Annotated in this window: 10 protein-coding genes; 6 read left to right on the top strand and 4 right to left on the bottom strand. The window is 65.1% G+C overall.

What is annotated here, in order from left to right:
- Window positions 1-5960 precede the first annotated feature (5960 nt).
- Entirely contained in the window at window positions 5961-14375 is an 8415-nt protein-coding gene (locus tag ACFSQT_RS12275; protein WP_379018842.1) for an inverse autotransporter beta domain-containing protein, read from the bottom strand.
- A gap of 314 nt (window positions 14376-14689) precedes the next feature.
- On the opposite strand from ACFSQT_RS12275, the gene ACFSQT_RS12280 reads away from it, so the two are divergent.
- The 3 genes from ACFSQT_RS12280 to ACFSQT_RS12290 all read left to right on the top strand — a co-directional run bounded on the left by ACFSQT_RS12280 (window position 14690) and on the right by ACFSQT_RS12290 (window position 18709).
- The gene (locus ACFSQT_RS12280) at window positions 14690-15190 is read left to right on the top strand and encodes an invasion associated locus B family protein (RefSeq protein WP_379018844.1); all 501 of its coding nucleotides are present in this window, start codon (window positions 14690-14692) and stop codon (window positions 15188-15190) included.
- Window positions 15191-15625: 435 nt separating this feature from the next.
- Window positions 15626-16870: a M24 family metallopeptidase gene (locus ACFSQT_RS12285; protein WP_379018846.1), complete on the top strand. Its 1245-nt coding sequence runs from the start codon at window positions 15626-15628 to the stop codon at window positions 16868-16870.
- A gap of 48 nt (window positions 16871-16918) precedes the next feature.
- Window positions 16919-18709 carry an NAD(P)-binding domain-containing protein gene (locus ACFSQT_RS12290; RefSeq protein WP_379018848.1) on the top strand — a complete coding sequence of 597 codons (1791 nt, stop codon included), beginning with the start codon at window positions 16919-16921 and terminating at the stop codon, window positions 18707-18709.
- 246 nt (window positions 18710-18955) lie between these two features.
- Here the strand turns inward: ACFSQT_RS12290 and ACFSQT_RS12295 are convergent, their stop codons facing one another.
- A complete protein-coding gene (locus ACFSQT_RS12295) occupies window positions 18956-20185 on the bottom strand; it encodes an amidohydrolase/deacetylase family metallohydrolase (RefSeq protein ID WP_379018850.1) in 1230 nt (409 codons plus the stop codon).
- Between the two features lie 26 nt (window positions 20186-20211).
- The gene (locus tag ACFSQT_RS12300) at window positions 20212-20577 is read right to left on the bottom strand and encodes a RidA family protein (protein WP_379018852.1); all 366 of its coding nucleotides are present in this window, start codon (window positions 20575-20577) and stop codon (window positions 20212-20214) included.
- Window positions 20578-20796: 219 nt separating this feature from the next.
- Between ACFSQT_RS12300 and ACFSQT_RS12305 the strand changes: the two genes are divergently transcribed.
- Window positions 20797-21282 carry a hypothetical protein gene (locus ACFSQT_RS12305; protein ID WP_379018854.1) on the top strand — a complete coding sequence of 162 codons (486 nt, stop codon included), beginning with the start codon at window positions 20797-20799 and terminating at the stop codon, window positions 21280-21282.
- A gap of 12 nt (window positions 21283-21294) precedes the next feature.
- Here ACFSQT_RS12305 and ACFSQT_RS12310 read toward each other — a convergent pair whose 3' ends face one another.
- The gene (locus tag ACFSQT_RS12310) at window positions 21295-21930 is read right to left on the bottom strand and encodes a methyltransferase family protein (RefSeq protein WP_379018856.1); all 636 of its coding nucleotides are present in this window, start codon (window positions 21928-21930) and stop codon (window positions 21295-21297) included.
- Between the two features lie 616 nt (window positions 21931-22546).
- On the opposite strand from ACFSQT_RS12310, the gene ACFSQT_RS12315 reads away from it, so the two are divergent.
- On the top strand, window positions 22547-23224 hold the full coding sequence (locus ACFSQT_RS12315) for a winged helix-turn-helix domain-containing protein (RefSeq protein ID WP_379018858.1): 678 nt from the start codon (window positions 22547-22549) through the stop codon (window positions 23222-23224).
- The gene (locus tag ACFSQT_RS12320; RefSeq protein ID WP_379018860.1) at window positions 23221-24591 is read left to right on the top strand and encodes a HAMP domain-containing sensor histidine kinase; all 1371 of its coding nucleotides are present in this window, start codon (window positions 23221-23223) and stop codon (window positions 24589-24591) included. The genes ACFSQT_RS12315 and ACFSQT_RS12320 overlap by 4 nt, the downstream gene beginning before the upstream one ends.
- Window positions 24592-24779 lie beyond the last annotated feature (188 nt).

The raw sequence follows: 24779 nt of genomic DNA on the forward strand, positions 1-24779 counted from the left end.
CATCGGCGGGTTGGCCAAGGGTTACAATGTTGCCGCTGATATTGAGATAGGTGATCGTGAGGTCTCCGGCGTTGGCACCCGCACGAACGTCGATAGCAGCAACACCACTGCCCGCCGTGCCACTGCCGGATGTGGTGATCGTGTTGTTCTTGATCGTCAGGTCCAGAGAACCGTTGTCGGCGCTCGGACCGGCGCCATCGCCATGCGGCGTGGCAAAGATCGCCGGATCGTTGCCGGACTTGGTGATTATGTTGCCGATGATCTCGACGATCCCGGTCGAGGCATCTTCGGGATGGATGAAGATCGGCGAGCCTGTCGAGCCGACGCCGCCGCCCTGGATGTCGGCATTGTTATTGATGCGGCCCATGATGACGGCATTGTTGATGCCGAACACGTTGATGACCGGCCCGCCATTGCCATAGATCTTCTTGTTGTTGAGGATCTTGAAGTTCAGGTGCGCGGTATCCTCGGCGTTGAGGCCGATGGCGCGGCCGAGGCCGCCTTGCGGGTCGAACGTGTTGCCGTTGCCGGCCGTGCCGTCGCCGATGTTGACGTTCAGCGTCGAGGTGTCGCGTGCAAAAGCTTCGACGCCGGAGGTCTTGAGACTGAGGAAACTGCTGTTCAAGACATTCACCGTCGCGTTCGCCGTGCCGAAGGCTTCGAAGTTGAGACCCTGCGCACCGTTGTTCGAATCCTTGGTGTTGTCGAACGTGCTGCCGGTGATATTCAGCGTCAGAGTTGTCCCGGAATCGTTCCTGATATCGACCAGATTATCACCGGCGGTCAAATCGCCGCCCGCGAAGCTGAAGCTGGAATTGGTGATCGAGGACGTGCCGGTGAGATTGTAGAACCGCATGTCGCCTTCGAGCACGGCGTCGCCGAAGCCGGTCACCGTGCTGTTGGCGATGGTCAGGTTCGAGACGTTCTGGCCGTTGATGCCGACCTGGACGCCGCCGTTCAGGTTCAGATTGGTGAACGTTGCCGTCGCCACGCCGCTCATGTTGATCGCCGCCTGGGCAGCGCTGTTGAATGTCGGATCGTCGATGTTGTTCAGCGTACCGTTGCCGGTGTTGGCATTGGTGAAGTTCATGTTCGAAAGCGACAGGTTCTTCGTCGACGTGAACAGCGCGCCTTGCGCGGTGTTCTGGATCGTTCCGCCGGAACCCGTCGTCGTGCTCACGCCGGTGATCGTCAGCCCACCATTGCCGGCGGCGAGGCCGGTATTGTTGAGCACGATGCCGTTGGTGCCGCCATTCGCCGAAATGCTCTGGAACGTCAGGCCCAAGCCGCCAATCGTCGTGTTGGCGACGTTGAGCGCCGTACCGGTGGTCGACACGATCGTATTGCCGGTGCCCTGCACCGTCACCGTGCCGCCGCCGGTGGCGTTGAAGCCGGTGCCGCTGGTGGTGTTGATGACCAGGGTGTTGCCGGTGAAGTTGATCGTCGCGCCGGTGTTGCCGGTCAGGTTGACCGCCGTGTTGCCGCCAGTGGTCAGCGTCTTTGTAGCATTCGAGAAGTTGATCACCGCCGAGCCGACATTGCCGCTGACGTCGATGCCGTTGGCGGCGCCGCCCGTGGCGCTCAGGCTGCCGCTGAACGCAACGGTTCCGGCGGTATAGCTGCTGACCTGGACGATGTTGCCGGCGGTGGTCTTGGTCACCGACGCGGCGATGGTGATGTTGCCCGAACCGCCATTGATGTCGACACTGGCACCGGTCGGATCGTTGGTCGCGCCGATCGAGCCGCCATTCACAGCGACCGCATTGGTGTTGTTGTCGATCCTGATGCCGGCCTGGCCTGTGTTGTTGATCGTCACAGTCGAGAAGGTCACCGCGCCGTTCGCGCCACTGAGGAAAATGCCGTTGTCGGCGGTCGCCGCGATCGTCGCCGAGGTAAAGTTGAAGGCCGCGCTCGAGCCGTTGATCTCGATGCCATCGCCGCTGGTCGTGGTGCCGGCAACGCTCACCGCGCCGCCGTTGAAGGTGCCGCCGCTGACCCCGGTCAGGTTGATCGCGTCGAGGCCCGTGATCGAACCCGTCGATTGCAGCGAGGCGAAGGTGGCGCCGCTGCCGCCGATGATCATCCCGTTCCAGTTCAGGATCTGGCCGGTCGCCGTCTGCACGGTGTTGCTGCCCGTCAGGTTGACGGTGCCGCCGCCGGTGGCGTTGAAGCCGATGCCGGAGGTGGTGTTGATCGCCAGGCCGCCGGTGAAGTTGAATGTCGCGCTGGTGTTGCTGGTCAGGTCGACGGCATTGTTGACGCCGGTGGTCAGCGTCGTCGCGCCGCCGAAAGCGATCGTGCCGCCGGCATTGCTGGTGGCGACGATGCCGAGGCCGCCGTCGTTGCGGGTGATCGTGCTGGCGGCATTGAACGTGACCGAACCGCCGGCCATGCCCTGGATGTTGACGACATTGCCGCCTGGGTTGGTGATGTCGACATTGTTCAGGGCGATCGTCGCGCTGACGTCGTTGTTGGCCGGCGTGCCCTGGTCGCCGTCGACAATGAAGGCATGGTTCGTCGCACCTGTCGCGGTATCGATAGCGACATTGTTGAAGGTGTAGGTGCCGGTCGCGTTGTTGGCCGCATCGCCCAGTATGGTGATGCCGACCGCCCCGGTCAGGCTGGCATTGTTGATGGTGACGTTGCCGGCGGCGCCGTCAATCAGGATGCCGGTGCCGGCGGTAGCGTTGAGGCCATTCGCCGTCACGGTGGTGAAATCGATGGCGCCACCGGTGGTGTCGGCGATCGCGATCATGCGCTGAGCGGCAGTGGCCTGCGTGATCGTGCCGGAATAGGTGACGGCGGCGCTGCCGCCAGCGACATTGAACGCGGTGCCGCTCGGGCTGGTGATCGAGGCACCTGCGCCGAAGCTGAACGTGCCGCCCGAGCCGTTGAGGATGTCGATGCCGGCATCGCCGCCGTTCAGCGTTGTGATGCCGGTGAAATTGTAGGTGCCATCGGCGTTGTCGAACTGCAGGCCGGTGCCGCCAGTGGCCGACAGCGTGCCGGTGGCGAAGGTGAGGGTGCCTGTCGAATGACCGGAGACATTGACCATGGCCGCGTTGTTGGCCTGGGTTATGTTGCCGGCGTAGGCGACACTGGCGGTGCTGCCGGTGATATTGAACGCAGCGCCGCTCGGACTGGTGATCGAGATGCCGGTACTGAAGATGAAGCCGCCGGCCGAGCCGTTGAGGATGTCGATGCCGGCGTCGCCGCCATTCAGCGTCGTCGTGCCGTTGAAATGGTAGGTGCCATCGGCATTGTCGAACTGCAGGCCGGTGCCGCCAGTGGCCGACAGCGTGCCGGCGGCAAAGGTGAGCGTGCCGGTGGCGTGGCCGCCTGAAACGCTGACCAAGGCGGCGTTGTTCGCCTGGGTGATGTTGCCGCCGTAGGTGACGGCGGCGGTGCCGCCGACGACGTTGAACGCGGTTCCGGTCGGGCTGGTGATCGAGGTGCCGCTGCCGAAGCCGAACGCGCCGGCCGATCCGTTGACGATGTCGACGCCGGCGTCGCCGCCATTCAGCGTCGTCGTGCCGTTGAACTGATAGGTGCCGTCGGCATTGTCGAACTGCAGGCCGGTGCCGCCAGTGGCCGACAGCGTGCCGGTGTTGAAGGTCAGCGTGCCGGTGTGTCCGGCCGAAACGCTGACCAGGGCGGCGTTGTTCGCCTGGGTGATGTTGCCGTCATAGGTGACAGCCGCTGTGCCGCCGACGACGTTGAACGAAGCGCCCGAGGCGCCGCTCAGCGCGCCGGAGCCGAGGCCGATGGTGCCGCCGACACTGATCAGGCTGACATTGTTGGTGCCGCCGGCCGACGAGGTCGAATCGAGCGTAATGTTGGCCGCGACATTGGCGAGGCTGATCGCCTGGCCGCCGGTCGAATTCACCGTCTGGCTGGCCGCAGTGGCGAGGATGTTCATCGTGCCGCCGGTGCCGGCAATGGCAGTACCGGTCGTGGTGTCGATGGTCAGGCCGTTGTTGAAGTTGGTCGTGCCGCCGCCCTGCGAAAGACCCGTGCCGCCCGCCGTGTCGATGTTGGCGAGGCCGCTGACGGTGAGCGTGCCGCTGGCCCAGCCGATGCCGCCGCCGGTCGCGGCAACGTTGTTTACCGACACCGTGTTGAAATTGAAACTACCGGTGTTGGTGTTGATGGCATTGATGCCGAAGCCCGTCGTGTTGGAAATGTTTGTCGCGCCGGTGACGGTGAAGGTGCCGGCGACGCCATCGAAGATGATGCCGCTGGTGCCGCCGCTGGCGAAGACGCTGGCAAAGGTCATGTGGACGGTGAGCGGATCGAGATCGAACGCCGCGCCGTTCGTGGTGGTGACCACGCCGCCGCTGGTGTCCAGCGTGAAGGTGGTGGTCTTGGTGTTGGCGATGACACCGGTCCCGCCATTGTTGGCGAGGCTGAGCGTGCCCGCATTGAAAGTGCCGCTGGTGTTGGTGAAGCTGAGGCCGTTGCCTTGGACCCGCGCGCCGGGAGTGCCGATGTCGAGCGTGCCGGCACTGACGGTGCCGCCGACGCCGTTGGAATCGAAGCGGACATTGTTGAACACGATGCCGCCGCTGCCGCCGACGCCGATCACTTTGTTGCCGGCAAACGACCTGATCGCGATCGAATTGTCCGTCGCACTGATGTTCTGGCCGACGAAGGACGCCGCCAGCCCGGACGCGGTCGACCTCAGCGTGTTGCCGTCGATCGAGGCGAGAAGCGTGTTGGCAGGCGCACCGCTCGTCGAGAAGTCGAGTGCGTTGCCGCCGGCGGTGATGATGTTGTCCCGGATCACGAAATTGGAGGAAAGCGTGGCATTGACGAAAATGCCGGCGCCGCTGCCGCTGTTGAGGGCGGTGACGTTCTGGACGCCGGCGGTGATGACGCCGGTGCCGGTTGTCGGCAGGTTGATCGTCGCGGCCGCGCCGCTGTTGGCCAGGATCGGCCGTGAATTGTCGAGACCGCCGGGGTTCGTGACGACCGTCGAAGCCTGGATGGTGGTGAAGTGGAAGGAGGCCGGCGCGCCAAGGCCGCCGCCGACGCCGAGTGGCGCCACGTCGATGTCCGCATCGCCGGACATGAACGAGATCACCGCTTGCCCGTCCTTGAGGTCGAGCGAGCTGGCGCCGATGTCGATCGTCGCCTGGCTCGTGTCGGCTGTCTTGTCGATCAGCACGAAGACATTGGCGGTGGAAGCCTCCGCCTGGGCGACGCTGCCCGGATTGAGGAAGCTGCCGTCACCGGTGCCCGAAATCTCGCCGGCGGCGTCGATGTAGTAGACGCTGATCGACTGCAGGTTCGACGTGTCGCCGACGAACGTCACGTCGTCGAAATCGTAGTTGCCGCTGAGCGGCAAGCTGTCGGTGGCGTGGATGACCTGGCCGCCGGTGGTCGAGATCAGCGATTCTGCAGGCCCCGCACCGTCGCCAAACACCAGCGTTGCATTGGTCGTGCTGGAGAACTGGACGCCCTGCGCGACATTGGTGATGGTCGAGGTTTGGGCGCCGCCGGGATTGACCGTGTCGCCGAGCTGGATGGCTGCGGCGCCCGTGGTGCCGGCCATGTCGATGCCGAGCGTGCCGGCAAAGCTGCCGCCGTCGACGTCGAAATCGGCGGCGTTGATGCCGGTGCTGATGACCGCGCCGTTGAGATCGAGGCCGATGGCGTTCGCGCCACCGAGCCCGATGTTGAGGCTGGTGATGCTCAGCGCCGAGCCGAGCGTGCCCGCGACATCGAAGCCACTCGAGGTGATGCCTTGCAGGTTGACCGTGCCGAGGATGATGCCGCCGCCGCCGACATTGTTGAGCGAGACGCCGGTGGCGGCGCCATTGACCGAGATGGAGCTGAAGTTGACGCTGCCCGCGCCGACCGTCGCGCCGCTGAGATTCAGCGCGGTTCCGGTCGTCGTGGTGATCGTGTTGCCGGTCCCGGTCACAGTAATCGAGCCGGCGTTGAGGCCCAGGATGCCATCACCGCTGGTGGTGTTGATCACCAGGCCGCCATTGCTGAAATTGACCGTGCCGTTGGTGTTGGTGTCCAGGAAGACGCCGCGATCCGTGCCCGAGTTGATCTGCTTGCTGGCGCCGGAGAAGGTGACGGTTGCCGCCGTGCCATTGTCGATGTTGGCCACGACGATATTGCCGCCGGCCGCAGCATTGCCGTCGGTCAGGTTGCCCGACAGCGTCACCGAGCCGCCGGTCAGTTCCTGGATCGAGACCGCCGCACCCGTGCCGTTGCTGGCGATGGTGCCGCCATAGGAGATGACCGCGTTGCCGCCGCTCAGGTCGGTGCCCGAGCCGACATTGAAGGCCGCGCCCGCACCGGTGTTGGTCAGCGTACCGGTGCCGAGGCTGAGCGAGCCGGTCAGGTTCTGCAGGTTGATGCCGTTGCCGGCCGAGAAGCTGGCGGTCACCGAGGTGAAGGCGCCGCTGACGGTGGCGTTGCCGATGCTGACGCCGGTGCCGTTGGTAGTGTTGACCGTGTTGGTGCCGGACAGCGCCACCGTGCCGCCATTGGCAAAGAAGCCAACGCCGCCGCTGTTCTGGATCGAAAGGCCGCCCGAGAAGGTCAGCGTGTCGGTGCCCGTGCCCCCCCCATTTGACGCCGCCGCCGGTGGCGTTGGTGATCGAGACCGCGCCGGCGAACGTCATCGATGTCCCGGGGCTGTTTTCGATTTGAATGGCGTTGACCGCCGTGCCATCGATCGTCACCGGGCCGTTGAACAGCAGCGTCGGCGAGGCGGCGATGCCAGACACGAGGATGCCGTTGGCGCCGCCGCCGCTTGAATTGATGGCGCCGAACTGAGCCGACCCGCCGGAGCCGTTTTCGATCAGGGTGCCACCGGCGAAGGAGATCGCCGGCTGGCCGGTGGTCGTTACTGTGTTGCCGGCCTGGCCGAAGAACACCGTACCGCCCAGGACGGACACCAGGCCGGCCGCCTTGACGGTGTTGACAGTGACCACCCCCGAGAAGCCGACGCGGTTGCCCGTGTCGATCGCCGCCCAAAAGGCATTGTTGAGGCCAACGTTGGCGCCGGTGCCGTCGACATTTAGAGTGGCCGTGCCGAGGTCGATGCTGGTGCCGGCAGCCGGCGTGCTGGCCGCATAGATACCGATGGCGTTCGGACCGGCGAATCCTCCACTGGTTGCGGTCTTGACCGCAACATTGGTCGAATCGAACTTGATGTCGCCGGCCACGCCGGTCAGCGCCAGGCCATAGCCGCCGACACGGTTTGCCGTGGTGCCGGCTAGGAAGTCACCGCCATCGACCTGGTCGATACCCGGGGTCGCCGCATTGGCGTCGAAGGTGAGGCCGCGCAACAAAAAGCCGCTGGTTTCGCCCTTGCTGCCGACAAGCGTGATGTCGGAGAAGGTGCTGACCTTCATGGTGCCGGCGCCGCCAGTGCCGTCGACCGAGGCGATCACGCCGCCCGTTGCCGAAAGCGTGAGGTTCGACAGCGCGATTTCGCTGTTTGCCGCACCGTCGCTGAGCGACAGCGCGCCGCCGCTGCCACCGGCGACCGTCGCCCGGTTGAGCACGAATTCGGTGAGGCCGGTGCCGTGCACGCCGATGCCGCTACCGGTGTTGTCGATGATGACGTTGTCGATGCTGGCGTGGCCGGTGAAGTCGACGGTGTTGCCGACCGCCGTCGTCAGTGTCGGCAGCACGCTGTCGACGCCATCAGGCGCATCGATGATGCTCGACGTGTTGATGTTGCTGAACTTGAAGTTGCTGCCGAGTATGCTGCTGGCGCCGCCATAGGGCGCGGTGTCGATGGAATCGCCGGCCTTGAGGCCGATCAGGATCTGGTCGGCGGCGAGATTGAGCGTGTTGTTACCGCTCGTCTGCACCATCATGTTGATGAGGTTGCTGACGCCGTTCTGCGACCTGTCGATCAGCGCAATGATCTTGGCGCCCGACGCTTCGGCGCCGGCGATCGAGCCCGGATTGTCGGCCGTACCGTCGCCGGTACCATTCGGGTCGACATAATAGATGGTCGAACCCTGCGCTTCGGAGATGTCGCCGATGAAGCCGCCGGTGGCGCCGTTGACATCCTTGAAATTGTAGGTGCCGCCGGCCGGGAAGCCGCCGGTCGAATTCAGGATGTCGACCGCCTTGACCGTCGACAGCTTGTCGGCGGCACCCTCGCCGTCGCCATAGATGAAGTTGATGGCGGTGGTGTTGCTGAACTGGAAGCCGATGCCGGGACCAGTGCCGGCGCCACCGATGGTGGAAGCCGTGGTGTTGCCGGGTGCGCCCGGGTCGCCGAGCTGGATGGTGCCGGCGCCGGTGGTGTCGGTGAGGTTGACCGCCGTCGTGCCGACTGAGGTGTCGCTGGTCAGATCGAAATCGGTGGCGGTAACGGTGCCGTTGATCACCTTACCGGCAAAATTCATGCCGGTGCCGCCACCCAAGAGCGCTATGTCGAGATCGGCGAAACTGACCGTGCCGGTCGTAGTGCCCGAGAAAAAGACCGCCGAGCCACCATGGGCGTTCACCAATGTCGAGCCGTTGAACGCGAGCGTACCGGATGTATCCGCCAGTTGCACGATTGTCGGGTTGTTGCCGGTGATGGTCACGTCACCGCCGAAGGTGGCATGGCCGGCGATGTTGGACAGCAGCAGGCCGCCAAATAGGCCGTTTGTGACGGAAAGCGGCCCGTTGACGTTGAGGGTTGCAGCCGTGCCCAGTCCGTTGACTACAGCGCTGCCGCCGCCCGTCGCGGTCAGGCTACCCGAGAATGTGATCGTGCCGCCAGTCGGCGTGGTTGGAGTTCCAATGTCGAACAGGTTGCCGTTCGAAGTGGAGGTGACGCTGCCGCTGAAGGTCGCCGAGCCGCCAGTGATGCCGTCGACCTTGACTGCTGTGCCCGGATCACTTGCCGAGCTGGATATGTTCGCCGAGACCGTGATTGCCGCGCTGCCGCCGGAGATGACGACGCCGTCGCCGGTGCCTGAATTGGTGATGGTGCCGCCGATGCCGATCGTGCCGGTGTTGCCGGTCAGGCTGACATCGGTGCCCGAAACCAGCGTCGTCACCAGGTTGCCGACATTGACGGTGGCGGCGCTGCCGTCCACCACGAAGCCCGGCCCGCCGCCGACAACAGTGCCGATCTTTGTCGCGCCGTTGAAGCTGTAGACGCCGCTGGCGACATTGGTGAGGCGGATGGCATCGCCATTGACGCGGTTGATATCGACGGCGCCAAAGGTGACATTGCCGCCGCTGGTGTTCTGGATGACGATGCCGCTGGAAACGATGCCGCCCGAGCCATCCACGGCGACGCTTGCGAAGTTCACGCCGGCCGCGCCGATCGTCATTCCAGTGCCGCCGATGAGAATTCCCTTCTCATCCAGCCCGGCGCCCGTCGCCACGGTGTTGCCGGAGCCGGTCACCGTCAGCGTGCCGCCATTGATGGCGCTGAGGCCGTAGCCACCATCAGTGTTAAGGTCGAGGCCACCGGTGAAGTTGATCGCCCCGAGGGTGTTGCCGGTCAGGTCGATTGCATTGGCGGCGCCGGTGCTGGCGGTGATCTTGCCGGTGAAGCTGGCGCTGCCGCCGGTCATGGCGTTGATCTTCACCGCGCTCGCCGCGCCGGTCTGGTTGATGGTGCCGTTGTAGGTCAGGTTGGGCGTCGACGCATCGATGTTGACCGCGATGCCTGAGGTGGTGCTGATCGAGCTCGCCGCGCCGAAGGTAAAGGTTCCGCTCGAACCATTGAGGACCGCGACACCCGAGCCGCTGCCGCCGGTGATGTCGAGATCGTTGAAGGTCGCGGTGCCGTCGAAATTGTTGGCCAGCACGGCGTTGACGCTGCTGCCGGCAATCGTCGTGTTGCCGGTGAAGTTGACGGTCGCGGCCGAATCGACGAGCACGATGCCGGTCTGGCCTGGGGCCTGGATGTGCAGATTGTCGATTGTGACGGTGCCCGACGCGCCGTCGAGGACGAGACCGGTGGCGGCACCCGCGATCGTTACGCCACCGACGTTCAGGCCGCTGGACGCGGTTCCATCGATGGCCACGCCTATGCCGTTGCTGACGCTGAGGTTCTTGACCAGGTTGCCGTTGGCGAGGTCGATGGTGCTGTTGGTGGTGTTGTTGAGCGTTGCCCCGCCGAAGCCGAACGGATCGGCCTGCGTCGTGCCGGTAACGACCTCGGTGCCGGTGACATTGGCTGGCGGCGCGCCGAGGAGAACTGTGCCGCCATTGGCGAACGAAACGATCGACTGGCCATTGGCCAGCGTGAACCCGTCGGCATCGGTGTCGGTGGTCTGGACAGCCGCTGTCTTGACCAGCACGAAGATCGTGCTGCCAACGGTGGTCAGGTCGTCGGCCGCCGCCGCATTGATCAAATTGCTGGCGCTGGAGCCGTCGCCAAGGCCGGTGCTGGTGGCGCCGACATAGATGACATTGGCGACGTCGTAAAGCTGCGGTCCGACGAGATGGGTGTCGTTGAAGGCATAAGTGCCGCTGCCCGGGTTCAGGCCGCGCATGTCGAGCGAAGCCGTCGTCCCGGTGATCGACGCACCGCCGGCCGTGCCAAACGAGAAGGCCGTGTTGGCGCTGGTTCCGGCGGCCCCATGCGTGCCCATCTGCACGCCGGTGCCGGCCGAAATGGTGCCGGTGCCGATCGTTACCGAGCCGCCGGTGGTGCCGGAAAGATCGATGCCGGTCGAACTGCCGGCGCCAGCGATGTCGAGCGATGTGGCGGTGAAGGTCGACTGGCTGCCCGACAGGTCGAGCCCGGTCTTGCCGGTCGGCAGGCCGGTGATGTCGATGTTGCCGAAGCCGATCGTGCCGTTGACGCCCTGGACGTCGATGCCGTTCTGGCCCGGCTGGCCGATGCTCACATCGCCGAACGTCACAGTGCCGGAATTGCCGCTAGCGAGAATACCATCACCATCGATATGGGTCATGGCGACCGACCCGCCGAACGTGACAGCGCCCGCGGAATTCTGGACGAGGATTCCATTTCCATGGATATCAGTCATGGCGACCGGCCCACCGAATGTGACGGCGCCCGCGGAATTCTGGATGTTGATGCCGTCGCCGCCCAAGCCGACGTTCGAGACGTTGACAGCGCCGAAATTGACATTGGCCGTGCTGTCGACGACCACCACGCCGATAGTCGCTACGTTGCTGACCGTCGTTGCCCCGGAAACGGCGAAATTCCCCGAAATTCCAGCAAGCAAGAGACCGTCCAGGCCGCCGCTATGCGTCAGGCTGGTCAGCGTCATGTCGAGATTAGCGCCGTGCACGGAGACACCGACATCACCATTGCCGGAGATCGCACCGCCAGTGGTGCTGAGTGTGCCGGCAGTGGAGAGAACGTTCACGCCGAAGCCGAAGTTGTCGGCTACGTTCAGCGTCTGAAACGCGTATGTCCCGTCTCCGTTGATGGACAGGCCGTCGCCGGAATTGCCCGAAAGCCCTGTCGTGCCATTGAAGGCATAGGTGCCGCCGCCCTCGATATGCAGGCCAGCGCCGACATTGCCGTTCGAGGTCACATCGTTGCCCGCGACATTGCTAGCGCCTTCAAACAGCAACCCGTCGAGGAACGCGCCGCTGACATTGAGGCCGCTTATCGTCACGCCGGTCACATTGCTGCCATGCACGCCGTTCGCGTTGCCGCCGGCGATGTTGAAGTCGAGCAGCGAGGAGCTTTCGCCCAGCGTTACGACATCGCCGGAACCGCTATCGGTCAGCGTTGCCGCACCCTGGCTGTCCGAGACGACGCCGGTATGCGAAATATTGTCGCCGGTCACGTTGACCGGGATGCCGCCGAGCGAGAAGGTCCGCCCATTGCCGAACGAGGCCAGCGTCTGCCCGGCGCTCAGCGAGAAGCCGTCGGTATCGTCGATGGCCGTGCCGCGATTGACCAGCACGAAGATCGCATCGGCGTCGGTGTTGGCATCGGCTGTCGCGATCGAGGCCAGGTCCAGAAGCGAAGAGCCGCTGCCCGAGCCGGTCGCCGACGCGCCGACGAAGATCACGTTCTGCGTGTCGAACAGCATCGGGCCGCTGAACGTGGTCGAGCCGAACGCATAGTGGCCGAGCGTCTGGTTGAGGCCGCGCGCGTCGAGCGAAGCGGTGATGCCGGCAATGGACCCGCCGCCGAAGCTGAACTCGGCATTGGCCGAATTGGCCAGTGAGCCGGCAACGCCGAAGCGCACGCCGGTGTCGACACCGGCGATGGCGCCGCCATTGGTGATGACGATCGTTGCCCCGCCCGCGGTCGGCGACGAGAGATCGATGCCGATCGAGCCGGCGGCACCGGTGCCGGTGATGTTGAGCGACTGCGCGGTGAAGTTCGTGTGGCTGCCGGAGAAGTCGAGGCCGGTGCCGACACCGAGGCCGGAGATGACGATGTTGCCGGCGACCACCGCCGCATTGACGCCGGCAAACGAAATGCCGTCGCCGCCGGGGGCCGAGATGGCGACGTCGCCGAAGCGGATCGCCGCCGGCGAATTCGAAATGGCGATCGCCGGTCCGGTCGTGTTCGAGATCGTCGTCGCGCCGTTGACGGTGAAGCTGCCTGAGACCTGGTCGAGCACGACGCCCGACGTGCCGCCGTCCTGGGTGATCGAATCGAGCACCACATGCGCGGTGATCGGATCGATGAAGACGGCGGTGCCGCCATTGCCCGACACGGCGCCGCCGGTGGTGGTGAAGCTGCCCGATGTCGAGGTGCCCTGAACGGTGATGCCGCGGTCGGCATTGTCCTTGGCGTTGAGCGTCGCGAACGTATAGGTGCCATGACCGGTGGCATCGAGGCCGTCGTCGCCATTGCCCTGCAGCAGCGTCGTGCCGGCGAAATTGTAGGTGCCGTCGCCTTCGATGTGCAGGCCGTCGAGGCCGTTGTTCGTCGCCGTGAAATCCGAGCCCTTGATGCCGGTCGAGGTGCCCGTGAAGTCGGCGCCATTGCCGCCGGCACCGGTCACCGTGACATTGGTCAGCGTGGCGCCGGTGATGTTGTTGCCGAAGATGCCGTCGGCGCCACCGGTGATGGTGATGCCGCTCAGCGTGTTGCCATTGCCCAGCGTAATAACGTTGTTGGCGACGTTGGTGCCCTGGATCGTGCCGTTGCTGCCGCCCAGGTTGAAGGTGCTGGTGCTGCCGTTGAAGAGTTTTGCGGTAACGCTGCCGCCACCGCCGATGACGGTCTGGCCATTGGCAAGCGTCACCCCGGCGGTTGTCAGGTTGCCATTGCCGCCGAGCGCCACGACGAAACCGTTCGCGCCGGCCTTGGTCACGGCATCGTCCAGCGTCGTCGGGTCGGCCAGCGTGCCGGCGCCGGCCAGGCCGCCGTCGGCGAAATAGAATTTGCCGAAGGCGGCGTTGGTGGCGGCGTTGATGGCGACGCGCGTCGTCGTGCCGCCGGTCACGTCCTGCGAGTGGATCCTGACGCCGATACCACCGCGCACGCGCTCGTTGACGCGCTTGCGCAGGCCTTCGCTGACCGGATAGACCGACTGCGGCCCGCTGTCGGCCCCGTCGTCGGCATCGCCCGAGCCGTGGCCCGGATTGAACGGGATATTCAGCCGGACGCTGCCGGCAAACTGGGTGTCGTCGCGATTGTCGTTGCGGACTTCGCCGGCGAAGACCAGCGAGGTGTTGCTGCCGAAGACATCGCCGATCGTATATTCGAACCCGGCCTTGGCGCCGGTGACGCTGTGGTCGTCGCCGTGCGGATCCTCGAAGTGATAACCGCCGATATCCAGGCGCAGCGAATGCTTGTCGGGCAGGTTGATCGGCACCTGTGCGCCGACCTCACCCTCGATACCCCACGCCGCGTATTGGCGATGATCGAGCGCCGTGATCTGCTCGAGCAGCTGGTTTCCGACCATCGACAGGGTCGAACTGGTCGAGTGATCGCTGTAGTCGCCCTTGATCGGCAGATAGACGTTCAGATGCGCGTCGAAATGCGGCGTGATCGCCTCGGCGCCGAGCGTGGCGGCGGTGAACTGGTTGCTGTTGAAGTTCTCGACGTTGATATAGGCGTAGCCGCCGACCATCAGGTCGGGGTTGACGATACGGCGGACGCCGAGGCCGACATCCTGGCCGAAACCGTCCTTGAAATCATGCTTGGCCCGGACATCCAGGAACAGCACTGATTCGGCCGTCTGCTTGAGCGGGATGAAACCTTCGAGCGCGGCGTTGCCGCCATTGTTGTCGGCGCCAATGATGGCGCGGATCTGCGGCTGCCACAGCCCGTTCGGATCGGCATAGGCGGCCATGCCCGAGAGACCGAGCGCCAGCGTCGTAAGCGCCGTCGTCTTCCACAGCTGTCTGGCGATTAGTGAACGGCGATAACCGGCGCGCACGTGGAAGTCCCCTCCACGCGCCACCATCTCACCAACTTGCCGAGAATTCTCGGTAGTTCCCATCCCTGGCGAGTCCTTCTGGGACCGCACGTCCCGCCCGTGGATTCTTAATCGAATTGTATTGTAGAGCGAGTCTCGAATCCTTCGATTTCTACGGGTTTCCTCCAATTTTCTTTCGTGTGTCCGAAAGGTCACAGTAATTTTCCCGGCTTGCTTAGCCGGTGCGCGGCTTCCGGAACAGTCCCCAGTGTTGTATCAAGCCCCACGCAAGAGAATGACTGGCGGGGCAAGAAAGAATGCGGGGCATAAAGAACATGGCATCTATTTTAGCTCGCACTAAGCTAACAATCGCGGGTTCGGCCGCCCTGTGGCTGATCTTGGCCGCCGCTGGACCGGCCCTTGCCGAGGACGCCAAGCCGGCCCAGCCGAAACCGGCTGATTCCAGTGCAAAACCGGCCGATGCCAATCCGTGGGCGGTGAACTGCTCCAGCGGCTCGGCAACCGCCGAGCTTCAGTGCCAGGTGTCGCAGAACCTGACCGAAGCCAAGTCCGGACAGCGCGTGCTGACCGTGACCGTGCGCCGCGACAGCGGCAATGGCGGCCTCGCCATGCTGCTTGCCTTGCCGCATGGGCTGTTCCTGCCGTCCGGCGCGTCCTTCCAGATCGACCAGGGCCAGAAAACAGTCCTCGCCATCCAGACCAGCGACCAGAATGGCGCCTATGCCGCCACGCCGCTGTCGGCGGACCTCATCAAAACCATGAAGTCGGGAACCAATCTGAACATCGGCATGGAATCGGTCACCCGCAAGCCGGTCACCATCCCGGTGTCGCTGGCCGGCTTCACGGCCGCGGTCGCCAAGCTGGAATCCATCAAGTAGCGGGTCCGTCTGCTGTTTTGCAGCCAGAGCAATCCGCTTCAGACTACCAAGACAGTTTCCGGGTTGTGGCGGAAGCCATCAATTGTCGAAGTCAGCGCCGCCCCTCATCGCCCTGCCGGGCACTTCTCCTCGTATAGTGACGGGGAGAAGGAGGCTGGCCGCAACGACGGCGCCTTTTCTGCAGCGCTGACAATTGGCGAAACCATCGATGAGAGCGCCCCACTCCCCGTCACTTTACGGGGAGGTGAGAAGTGGTCCGTGCAGCGGACGAAAAGCCAATTGCTTGGCTTTTTGAACGACGAACGCCGGCAGGCAGGTGAGGGGCAGCGCCAACATCCGGATCCTCGTCCCGCAGCGCCGCTTGCCGGCATCTTGCGTCTTGATTGTCGACGCCCGCAATGCTCCGTTGCCGCTTCGGACATCCGGAGAACATCCATGACGGGCTTTGTCGACCGCCTGCGCGCGACGCAACTGATGGACCGCGCCGGCATCGGGGCGCTGGTGCTCTGCGCGCCCGAGGCGTTCCATTATGCGACCGGTGCCTGGGTCGGCCCGGCGGGACTGTTCCGGCGAGCCGGCGCCGGCTTCGTCGTCATCCCGGCCCGGCAGGACCTGCCGGTCGGCGTCGTGGTGGCGGATTTCAACGCGGCACAGTTGCAAGCGGCCCTCCCCGACGCTGTGGTCCGCAGCCACCCGATCTGGATCGAATCCGCGACGCTCGACGCCTCGACCTACGGGCACGGGCTGGCGCAACGCATCGAGGCCGGTCTCGCATCGTCAGGCCGGCCGCCCGGTTTTTCACGGCCGGCGACATTCGAACTGGCCAATTCCGTCCGCGAGCTGAAGCAGATACTGACCGGGTTCGGGCTCGACCGCGCGACGATCGGCGTCGATCTCGATTTCATTGCCGCCACCGATTTTTCAGCCATGCAGGCGATGCTGTCGGGCTGTTCGATGGTCGACGGTTCGGCGGTGCTCGATCGGTTGCGGGCGGTGAAGTCGCCGCGCGAGATCGACCTGCTCCAGCAAGGCATCATCCTGTCGGAAGCCGGACTGGACCGGCTGCAGGTGGACGCAATGGCCGGCATGCGCCAGGCCGATCTCATTGCGCTCTACCGGGACGGCGTTGCCACGGCTGCCGCGGGTCTGTCGCATCCGGTCACCTCAGCCGAATATGTGACGCTGGGGGCCCGGGCCAAAGCCGCCGATGCGAAAGCCATGCCTGGCGACCCGCTGAAGTGCGACATGGTCTGCACCGTCGGCGGCTACGCCTCCGACATGTCGCGCAACTTCATTTTCGGGCCGCCATCCGCCGAGCAGGCCGAGTTGCATGCCATCGCCGAGCGGGCCTTCGAAGACGGACTCGCCGAACTCGTCCCCGGCAACAAACTCGCCCACGTGCATCGCGTCGCCAGCGACAGCCTGGCGCGGCAAGGGCTGCGCTCCTACCGCCGCGGCCATTTCGGCCATGGCGTCGGCCAGTCGGTGTTTTCCGAGCAATGGCCGTTCATTGCGGCCGACAGCGATGTCTTGATCGAGGCCGGCATGGTGCTGGCCTTCGAGATCCCGCTCTACATCGACGGCCTTGCCAGCTTCAACCTCGAGGACCAGTTCCTGATCACGCCGGACGGGCCTGTCGCCATGAACCGCCTGCCGAGGCGGCTGGAGGTCATTGGTTAGGGTACCAAGCAGGCGCATCATAGGAATGTTGCAGGAAGAGGAAAGAAAATGCTCGACATGGCACCATCGAAGCAGGCGGCCGCATGGCTCGGGTCCTTTGCCAAGGCGCTCGATGCGGGCGACGGGGTGGCGGCGGGCAACCTGTTCGTCGACGACTGTTACTGGCGCGACCTCCTGACCTTCACCTGGAACATCACGACCATGGAAGGCCGCGAGGCGATCGTCGACATGCTTGCGGCGACGCTGGCGACGACGAGGCCGACGGCGTGGCAGCTGACCGGCGAGGCGACTTCCGACGAGGGCACCATCGAGGCCTGGTTCCGCTTCGAAACGGCAGTCGCTTCGGGCCAGGGCATCATGCGCCTGCGCGATGGCCGCTGCCGGACGCTGTTCACCGCGATGACCGACCTGAAAGGGTTCGAGGAGCGCAAGGGACCGGCGCGGCCGCTCGGCGTGCGCCACAAGGCCGACCCGAACCGCGAGACCTGGTCGGAGGCGCGGGCGCGCGAGACACGCGACCTCGGCGCCGGCGAACAGCCCTACTGCCTGGTCATCGGCGGCGGCCAGGGCGGTATCATGCTCGGCGCACGGCTGCGGCAATTGGGCGTGCCGACCATTGTCATCGAGAAGAACTCCCGGCCCGGCGATTCCTGGCGCAACCGCTACCGCTCGCTCGTGCTGCACGACCCGGTCTGGTACGACCATCTGCCCTACATTCCGTTCCCAGAAAACTGGCCGGTGTTCACGCCCAAGGACAAGATGGGCGACTGGCTGGAAATGTACACGCGCGTCATGGAGCTCAACTACTGGGTCGCCACCAAATGCCTCAGCGCGTCCTATGACGAGGCCGAAAAGGTCTGGACCGTCGTCGTCGATCGCGTCGGCCGCCACATCACGCTGAAGCCGAAGCACATCGTCTTTGCCACCGGCGCCTATGGTCCGCCACGGCGGATCGATCCGCCGGGCGCCGACGCGTTCAAGGGCGAGCTGCTGCATTCCAGCCAGTATTCCAGCGGCGAGAAATTCCGTGGCAAAAAGGTCGCCGTCATCGGCGCGGCAAGCTCCGGGCATGACCTCAGCGTCGATCTTTGGGAAAGCGGCGCCGAGGTGACCATGGTCCAGCGCTCGCCGACCACCGTGGTCAAATCGGACACGCTGATGGAAGTCGGCTTCGAGATCTTTTCGGAGAACGCGCTGGCGCGCGGCATCACCACCGAGAAGGCCGACATGATCGTCGCCTCGGCGCCGTTCGCGCTGGTGCCCAAGGGCCAGCAGGCGCTCTACGAGGTGATCAAGGCACGCGACGCGGCCTTCTACGACCGCCTGCGCGCCGCCGGCTTCGCCATAGATTTCGGCGACGACGAGACCGGCCTGCTGATGAAGGCCTACCGCACCGGCTCCGGCTTCTACATCGATGTCGGCGCCTCCGAGCTGATCATCGGCGGCGAGATCGGCGTCCGCAGCGGCGTCGCCATCAGATCGCTGACGCCGACCGGCATCCTTTTCGAGGACGGCAGCGAACTCGCCGCCGACGCGATCGTCGCTTGCACCGGCTACCAGTCGATGAACGAGACCGTGGCCATGATCGTCTCGCGCGAGGTCGCCGACAAGGTCGGCCCGTGCTGGGGGCTCGGCTCGGGCGTCAAGGGCGACCCCGGACCATGGCAAGGCGAGCTGCGCAACATGTGGAAGCCGACGGCGCAGGACGCGCTGTGGTTCCACGGCGGCAACCTGGCGCTGTCGCGGTTTTACTCCAAATACGTGGCGCTGCAGATCAAGGCACGCATGGAAGGGATTGCGACGCCGGTTTACGGGGCGGTGAGCAACGCTGGGCGGTGAGGCGGAAGCATGCTTCGGTGAGAGGTCGACCCCCACTCCGTCGAGCTTCGCTCGACACCTCTCCCCCGGTGGACGGGGGAGAGGAAAGGCGCGAGCTTAACCAGGCTGGCTCCCTTCCTCTCCCTCCGGTGGGGGAGAGGTGGCGCTGCGAAGCAGCGACGGAGTGGGGGAAGCCATCGCCAACGCGCAGCCGCTGCAAGACAAGCACAAGCCTGTCGGCAATCTCCCCCTCTGGGGTGAGATCCGCTAATCATGCCGATGCCCGAAATGGCGCGCGGCCACCTCGACATGCGTATGCGCGGTATGCGCCTCGAAGCGCTCGGTTTCGTCGACCTCCCCCTCGTTCGGCCACCAGGTGCCGCCGATGACGATGCCTTCCGACACCAGCCGCTGGTCGGCGACCAGCGCGGCGCCGACCGCGTCGACGAAGGTGAAGCGGCCCGCGCGCTGCCGGAGCACCGCGACATCGCCGACGGTGCCGACCGCCAGCGTGCCGAGGTCAGGCCTCGCGATCGCCCGAGCCGGCGCTTGCGTCGCGGCGCGCAGGACCTCGACCAGCGGCATGCCGAGCGCCAAAAGCTTCGACATGCAGACCAGGATATCGAAGGCCGGCCCGTCGACGCAGTAGAGATGGACGTCGCTGCTGATCACGTCGGGCGCCAGCCCTTCCTCGAGCATGGCGCGGGCGACCGCGAAATCGAACGAGCCCATGCCATGGCCGAGGTCGAAGATGACGCCGCGCTCGCGCGCCAGCCGCATATCGGGCCGCACCGCGCCGGAGGCGAAGACCGGCGCGTTGGGGAACGGGCGGAAGCAATGGGTGAGGATATCGCCCTTGCGCAGCCGCGGCAGCACTTCCGAGCGGCCGGGCGGCGGCTCGTCGATATGCGCCATCAGCGGCAGGCCGGCCTGGTCGGCGGCCTCCAGCGCCAGGTCGACCGGGGCGATGCCGCTGGTGCCGCCGGCATGGCGGCCGGAGCGGACTTTCACGCCGACCACGACATCGCGATGCTCGCGTGCCGCGGCGACCGCCTCGCGCGGCTCGCAGAGCCTCAGGTCGCCGCACTCGCCGACCGACACCGTCCGCGAAAAGCCGAAGATGCCGGCAAAGGAAATGTTGACATAGGCGAGGATGCGGACCTTCGAGCGATCGATGACATGGCGGCGGAAGCCGAGGAAATTGCCGGCTCCGGCACTGCCCGCATCGATGAAGGTGGTGGTGCCGCTCTTGGCGGCCAGCCGGTCGGCATCGACGCCGAGCGAGGTGCCGCCCCAATAGACGTGGCTGTGCAGGTCGACCAGGCCCGGCGTGACGATGCAGCCGGTCGCGTCGACGATTTGCGTGGCGCGGTCGGCCGGAATATCGGCATCGACCGCGGCGATGCGGCCCTTGGCGATAGCGACATCGCGCGGCGCATCGAGCCCGGAGGCCGGATCGATCAGCCGGCCGCCCTTCAGCAGGAGGTCGAATTGCATAAGGGTAACCTCCGTTGCCTGTCCGCTCAGACCGGCCGGTAGGCGACGGCTTCAACTTCGATCTTGATGTCGATCATCAGCCGCGACTCGACCGTGGTGCGGGCCGGCGGGTTCTTCGGAAAGTGCCTGGCATAGACGACGTTGAAGGCGCCGAAATCGCGCGCATCCTCCAGCCAGACCGTGGTCTTGACGACATCGTCCAGGGTGCAGCCGGCGAGCGCCAGTGCCGCCTTCACATTGGCGAACACCTGTTCGGTCTGTTCCGCTATGCCGCCCTTGACCACGATGCCGTCGCCGCCGATGGGAACCTGGCCCGAGATATAGACGAAATCGCCGGCGCGCACGGCCGGCGACAGCGGCACATGCGATGTTCCAAAACATTGTTTCGGCACGGGATGACCTCCTCTGGTGGGTGACGGGACGCTATGACGGCGCCGCTTCGGCCGCCATTTAACCCGATCGCCCCCAATCGTCATAGAGGCCTTGTAATAAAGCAACATTTCTGGGAATTCATGTTGCTTTATTACAGGTGCGCTTGCATCGAGCGCGCCGTCAGGCGGCCTCGGCGCAGCAACGCATAGACGCATTTTCCCGACCGGAGAGAGTAAAAAATGACCTACGACAAGAACCCGTTTCCGGCCGGCGATGCCGATCGCCATGCGCTCTGGGACATGCTGGTGCGGCGCGACATCGACGCCTTCATCGGCCAGGACTGGTCGATGGTCGAGAATGACTTCGTCGCCGAAAGCTTCTTCGGCATGCACGCGCATTTCCTCGGCAATGCCGACGCCTGGCGGCTGCAGTTTCCCCGGCTGGACGTCTATCGCGACGAGTGGCTGCGCCAGGCCAGGGAGACCGCGGCGACCAAATTCGCCGAGCCGCTGCGCGAGGCGCTGTTTCGCGTCACCAACATGCGCGATATCGATGTCGACGGCGACCGCGCCGTGCTACACAAGAAATTCGACGGTTCCGTCGCCAAGGCGGACAGCAGCGTCGACAGGCTGAAATGGCAGACGCTGTATTTCTGCACCAGGGTCGGCGGCAGCTGGAAGATCGCCGGCTTCGTCGGCTACATGCCGTATCCGCTTGGCGGCTAAAGCGCAAAGGTATCAGTAGAGGGTGACGAGGGCCGGGAACAGCAGGCCGGTCGCGCGAAAATGCTCGACCAGTTCGATGGCCGGGAAGATGGCCAGGAAGTAGAGCCCGTCATAGAACGTGCGCTTGAGCGCCCGCGTCGAGAACCGCAGCTCGTCATTGTCGTGGTACAGAAGCGGATTTGGCCAGAACCGGGGCGTGCTCTTGACATAGGCAAGGTAGGTCGGGCCGAACTTGCCGAGCAGAAATCCGGCTTCCTTGCGCGCCGTGACGCGAAAGATGAAAAAGCTGGCAAGGCCCAGCGCCACCGCCGCCAGCAGCGAGCCGTAGAGCAACCCAACGCCGGCCGCGCCGACCGTCGAGAAAAAATAGAGCGGGTTCTGGGTCATCGAGAACGGTCCCGTCGAGACCAGTTCCTCGTTCTTCTTGCCGCCGACATAGAGGATGCTCCACAGCCGTCCGCCGACGCAGACCAGCACCAGGCAGAGGCCGAGGAATTCGAGCGCCTCGTGCCCGTTCGAGCCCTCGCTGAGCGCCGGTTTTGTGAGAAACAGAAGCAGCACCGCAAGCACCGCCGCAACCCGCACGAAGATCAGCCGCTTGCGCTGGTCGAAGGCCCGTGAAATCGGTTTCAGGGAAGCATAGGTCATCGTGTTTTCCTGGGCCACTGGCAAGCGGGGCGTTTGGCAAGCCCCGCCCGGGGGCACTGGATCACCACATTGATGGCGGATGCAAGGCGCGCCAAGCTTCTATCAGCGCACCGCGAGGCATTCGTAAAGGCCTTTCGCGCCGCCCGCGCCCATTCTTACGAATTTGTAAGCCGCCGGACAGGCGGCGTGAATTCTGAAGAGGACAGCCGACGAGGCAGACGAGCTCTTGGCGGAATCGGACTAGGCGAAGTTTTGTCGAATGCATGCGTGGGCGATTAGCCGGAACGCCCTTCGCTTCGTCATCCACGGGCGGAGCAAGGAGCGCAGCGACGCAGCGCAGACCCGAGGATCCATGCCGCGACCTTGGCCGTAGAGTGCCGCGGAGCCGAATTCTGCACCGCAGCATCACTTTGGCGTCGCGGCATGGATCCCAGGGTCTCCGCGACGGAGCTTCGCTCCTGCTCCGCCCAGGGATGACGAAGTTGGGAGGTTTTCGGCCAACCTCGAACGTTCATGATGAAAGTGCCACGGGCCTGCCGCGGCCTCACGCCATCCTAGGAACGGACCCGTGCCGGTGCTAGCCTCTCGCCGATCTCGGCAACCAACCGGAACCGCCATGCGACTTCTTCTTGTCGAGGACGACCACAGGACGGCCGACTACATCGTCAGGGGATTGACCGAGGCCGGCCATGTCTGCGACTTGCTGCGCAACGGTCACGACGCGCTGTTCGCTGCGACCAGCGGCAGCTATGACGTGATCGTCGCCGATCGCATGATCCCGGGCCTCGACGGCCTGTCGATGGTCAAGGCGATCCGCGCCGCGGGCGTGCGGACGCCGGCGATCTTCCTCACCTCCGTCGGCGGCGTCGACGACCGCGTCGAGGGGCTCGAAGCCGGCGGCGACGACTATCTGGTCAAGCCCTTCGCCTTTTCCGAACTGATCGCCCGCATCAACGCGCTTGGCCGGCGGCCGGCCGCGCAGGAGCAGAAGACCGTCCTGCGGGTCGCCGATCTCGAGATGGACCTGATCCAGCGGCGCGTCACGCGGCGGGGCCAGCCGATCGACCTGCAGCCGCGGGAGTTCAGCCTGCTGGAGGTGCTGATGCGCGGCGAGGGCCGCGTCATCACCCGCACCATGCTGCTCGAGCGCGTCTGGGATTTTCATTTCGATCCCAGGACCAGCGTCGTCGAAACCCATATCAGCCGGCTGCGGACCAAGATCGACAAGCCGTTCGAAACCCAGCTCATCCACACGGTCCGCAACACCGGCTACAGCCTGCACGCACCGCCATGACGCAGACATGGTCCCGCCTGCTGCGCAGCACGCCGTTCCGGCTCGCCCTGACCTTCGCCTTCCTGTTCATGCTGGCCTTCGTGCTGTCGGGCGCCATCGTCTACCAGATGATGAGCGCCGATCTTGCCGAACAGCTCGACGACACCATCAAGGAAACCTACGCGGTCGTCGCCGCGACCTATGCCGACACTGATCTCAAGGAGCTTGTGGAGACCATCGAAAGCCACGCCCTGCGCAGTCCGAAGAAGGAACAGCTGTTTTCGCTGACCGACGCGGCCGGGAATCGCCTGGCCGGCAATTTCACCGCGGCAGGGCTTCCCGACGGCTTCTCGATGTTCAGCGCCGAAATGCCTGGCGTGCCGCCGGGCGCCGAATACCGCGCCTATTCCGGCTCGGTCGGCGGCAACAATCTGACGGTCGCCTTCAGCCTGTCCGAGACGGAGGAACTGGAAACGATCATGCTGATGAGCTTCGGCTGGGCAACCCTGATCATCACCGGCCTGGCGGTCGCCGGCGGCGCCCTGCTCGCCTCGCGCGTCCAGCGCCGGCTCGACGGCATCGCCGCCACCATGGTCGACGTCTCGCATGGCCGGCTGGATACCCGCATTCCGCTGACCGGCAAGGGCGACGACATCGACATCGTCTCCAGCCAGGTCAACGCGGCGCTCGACCGCCTGTCGGCGCTGGTCGAAGGCATGAAACAGGTCAGCGCCAACATCGCCCACGACCTGAAGACGCCGCTCAACCGGCTGCAGATGATCCTCGACACCGCGACTGAAAAGAACATCTCGGGCCAACAGGTCGCCAGTGAACTGGCCGACGCCCATGCCGAGAGCCTGCAGATCAACGAGACCTTCGATGCGCTGTTGCGCATTGCCCAGATCGAGGCCGGAGCGCGCAGGGCGCGGTTCACCGAGGTCGATCTCGGCGAGGTGCTGCGGACCATCGCCGAAATCTACACCGAAGTGGCCGAGGACGACGGCAAAGTGCTGGCGCCAGCGCAGCTGCAGGAAACGGCGGACCGGATCCACGGCGATCGCGAGCTGCTGACCCAGATGTTCGCCAATCTGGTCGAGAATGCGCTGCGCCATTGCCCGCCCGGCACGACCATCAAGCTGTCGGTGACGCGCCGGGGCGAACGCGTAGTCGCCAGCGTCGCCGACAATGGCCCGGGCATTCCCGCCGACGAGCGCGAAAAAGTGTTCCAGCGGCTTTACCGGCTGGACCACAGCCGATCGAGCCCGGGCAGCGGCCTCGGCCTCAGCCTTGTCAGGGCCATCGCCGATCTGCATGGCGCGACCGTCGCGCTCGTGGATTGTCGGCCAGGTCTCGCGGTGGTGGTGACCTTTCCTGTCTCTGTTGATTAGTCGGCAAAGCTTCTTCGAAAATGGGCGAAGACCGAACTCACGGCCGATCTCCCCCTTGCGGGGGAGATGCGTGGCAAGGCAGAGGGGGCTGCTGTCCCGCCGACCTATCAATCCATCGCGGCCACATAGGCGGGTTCATGGCTTGGCTATGGCCGGCGATCCTTCCCACCCCCCTCTGGCCTGCCGGC

Origin of the sequence: Mesorhizobium calcicola (assembly GCF_042682105.1) — a bacterium.
Classification (GTDB): Bacteria; Pseudomonadota; Alphaproteobacteria; order Rhizobiales; family Rhizobiaceae; genus Mesorhizobium; species Mesorhizobium calcicola.

Coding starts and splice junctions, on each gene's coding strand:
- ACFSQT_RS12275 (WP_379018842.1), bottom strand. CDS start 14,375: ATGGGAACTACCGAGAATTCTCGGCAAGTTGGTGAGATGGTGGCGCGT.
- ACFSQT_RS12285 (WP_379018846.1), top strand. CDS start 15,626: ATGACGGGCTTTGTCGACCGCCTGCGCGCGACGCAACTGATGGACCGC.
- ACFSQT_RS12290 (WP_379018848.1), top strand. CDS start 16,919: ATGCTCGACATGGCACCATCGAAGCAGGCGGCCGCATGGCTCGGGTCC.
- ACFSQT_RS12295 (WP_379018850.1), bottom strand. CDS start 20,185: ATGCAATTCGACCTCCTGCTGAAGGGCGGCCGGCTGATCGATCCGGCC.
- ACFSQT_RS12305 (WP_379018854.1), top strand. CDS start 20,797: ATGACCTACGACAAGAACCCGTTTCCGGCCGGCGATGCCGATCGCCAT.
- ACFSQT_RS12310 (WP_379018856.1), bottom strand. CDS start 21,930: ATGACCTATGCTTCCCTGAAACCGATTTCACGGGCCTTCGACCAGCGC.
- ACFSQT_RS12315 (WP_379018858.1), top strand. CDS start 22,547: ATGCGACTTCTTCTTGTCGAGGACGACCACAGGACGGCCGACTACATC.
- ACFSQT_RS12320 (WP_379018860.1), top strand. CDS start 23,221: ATGACGCAGACATGGTCCCGCCTGCTGCGCAGCACGCCGTTCCGGCTC.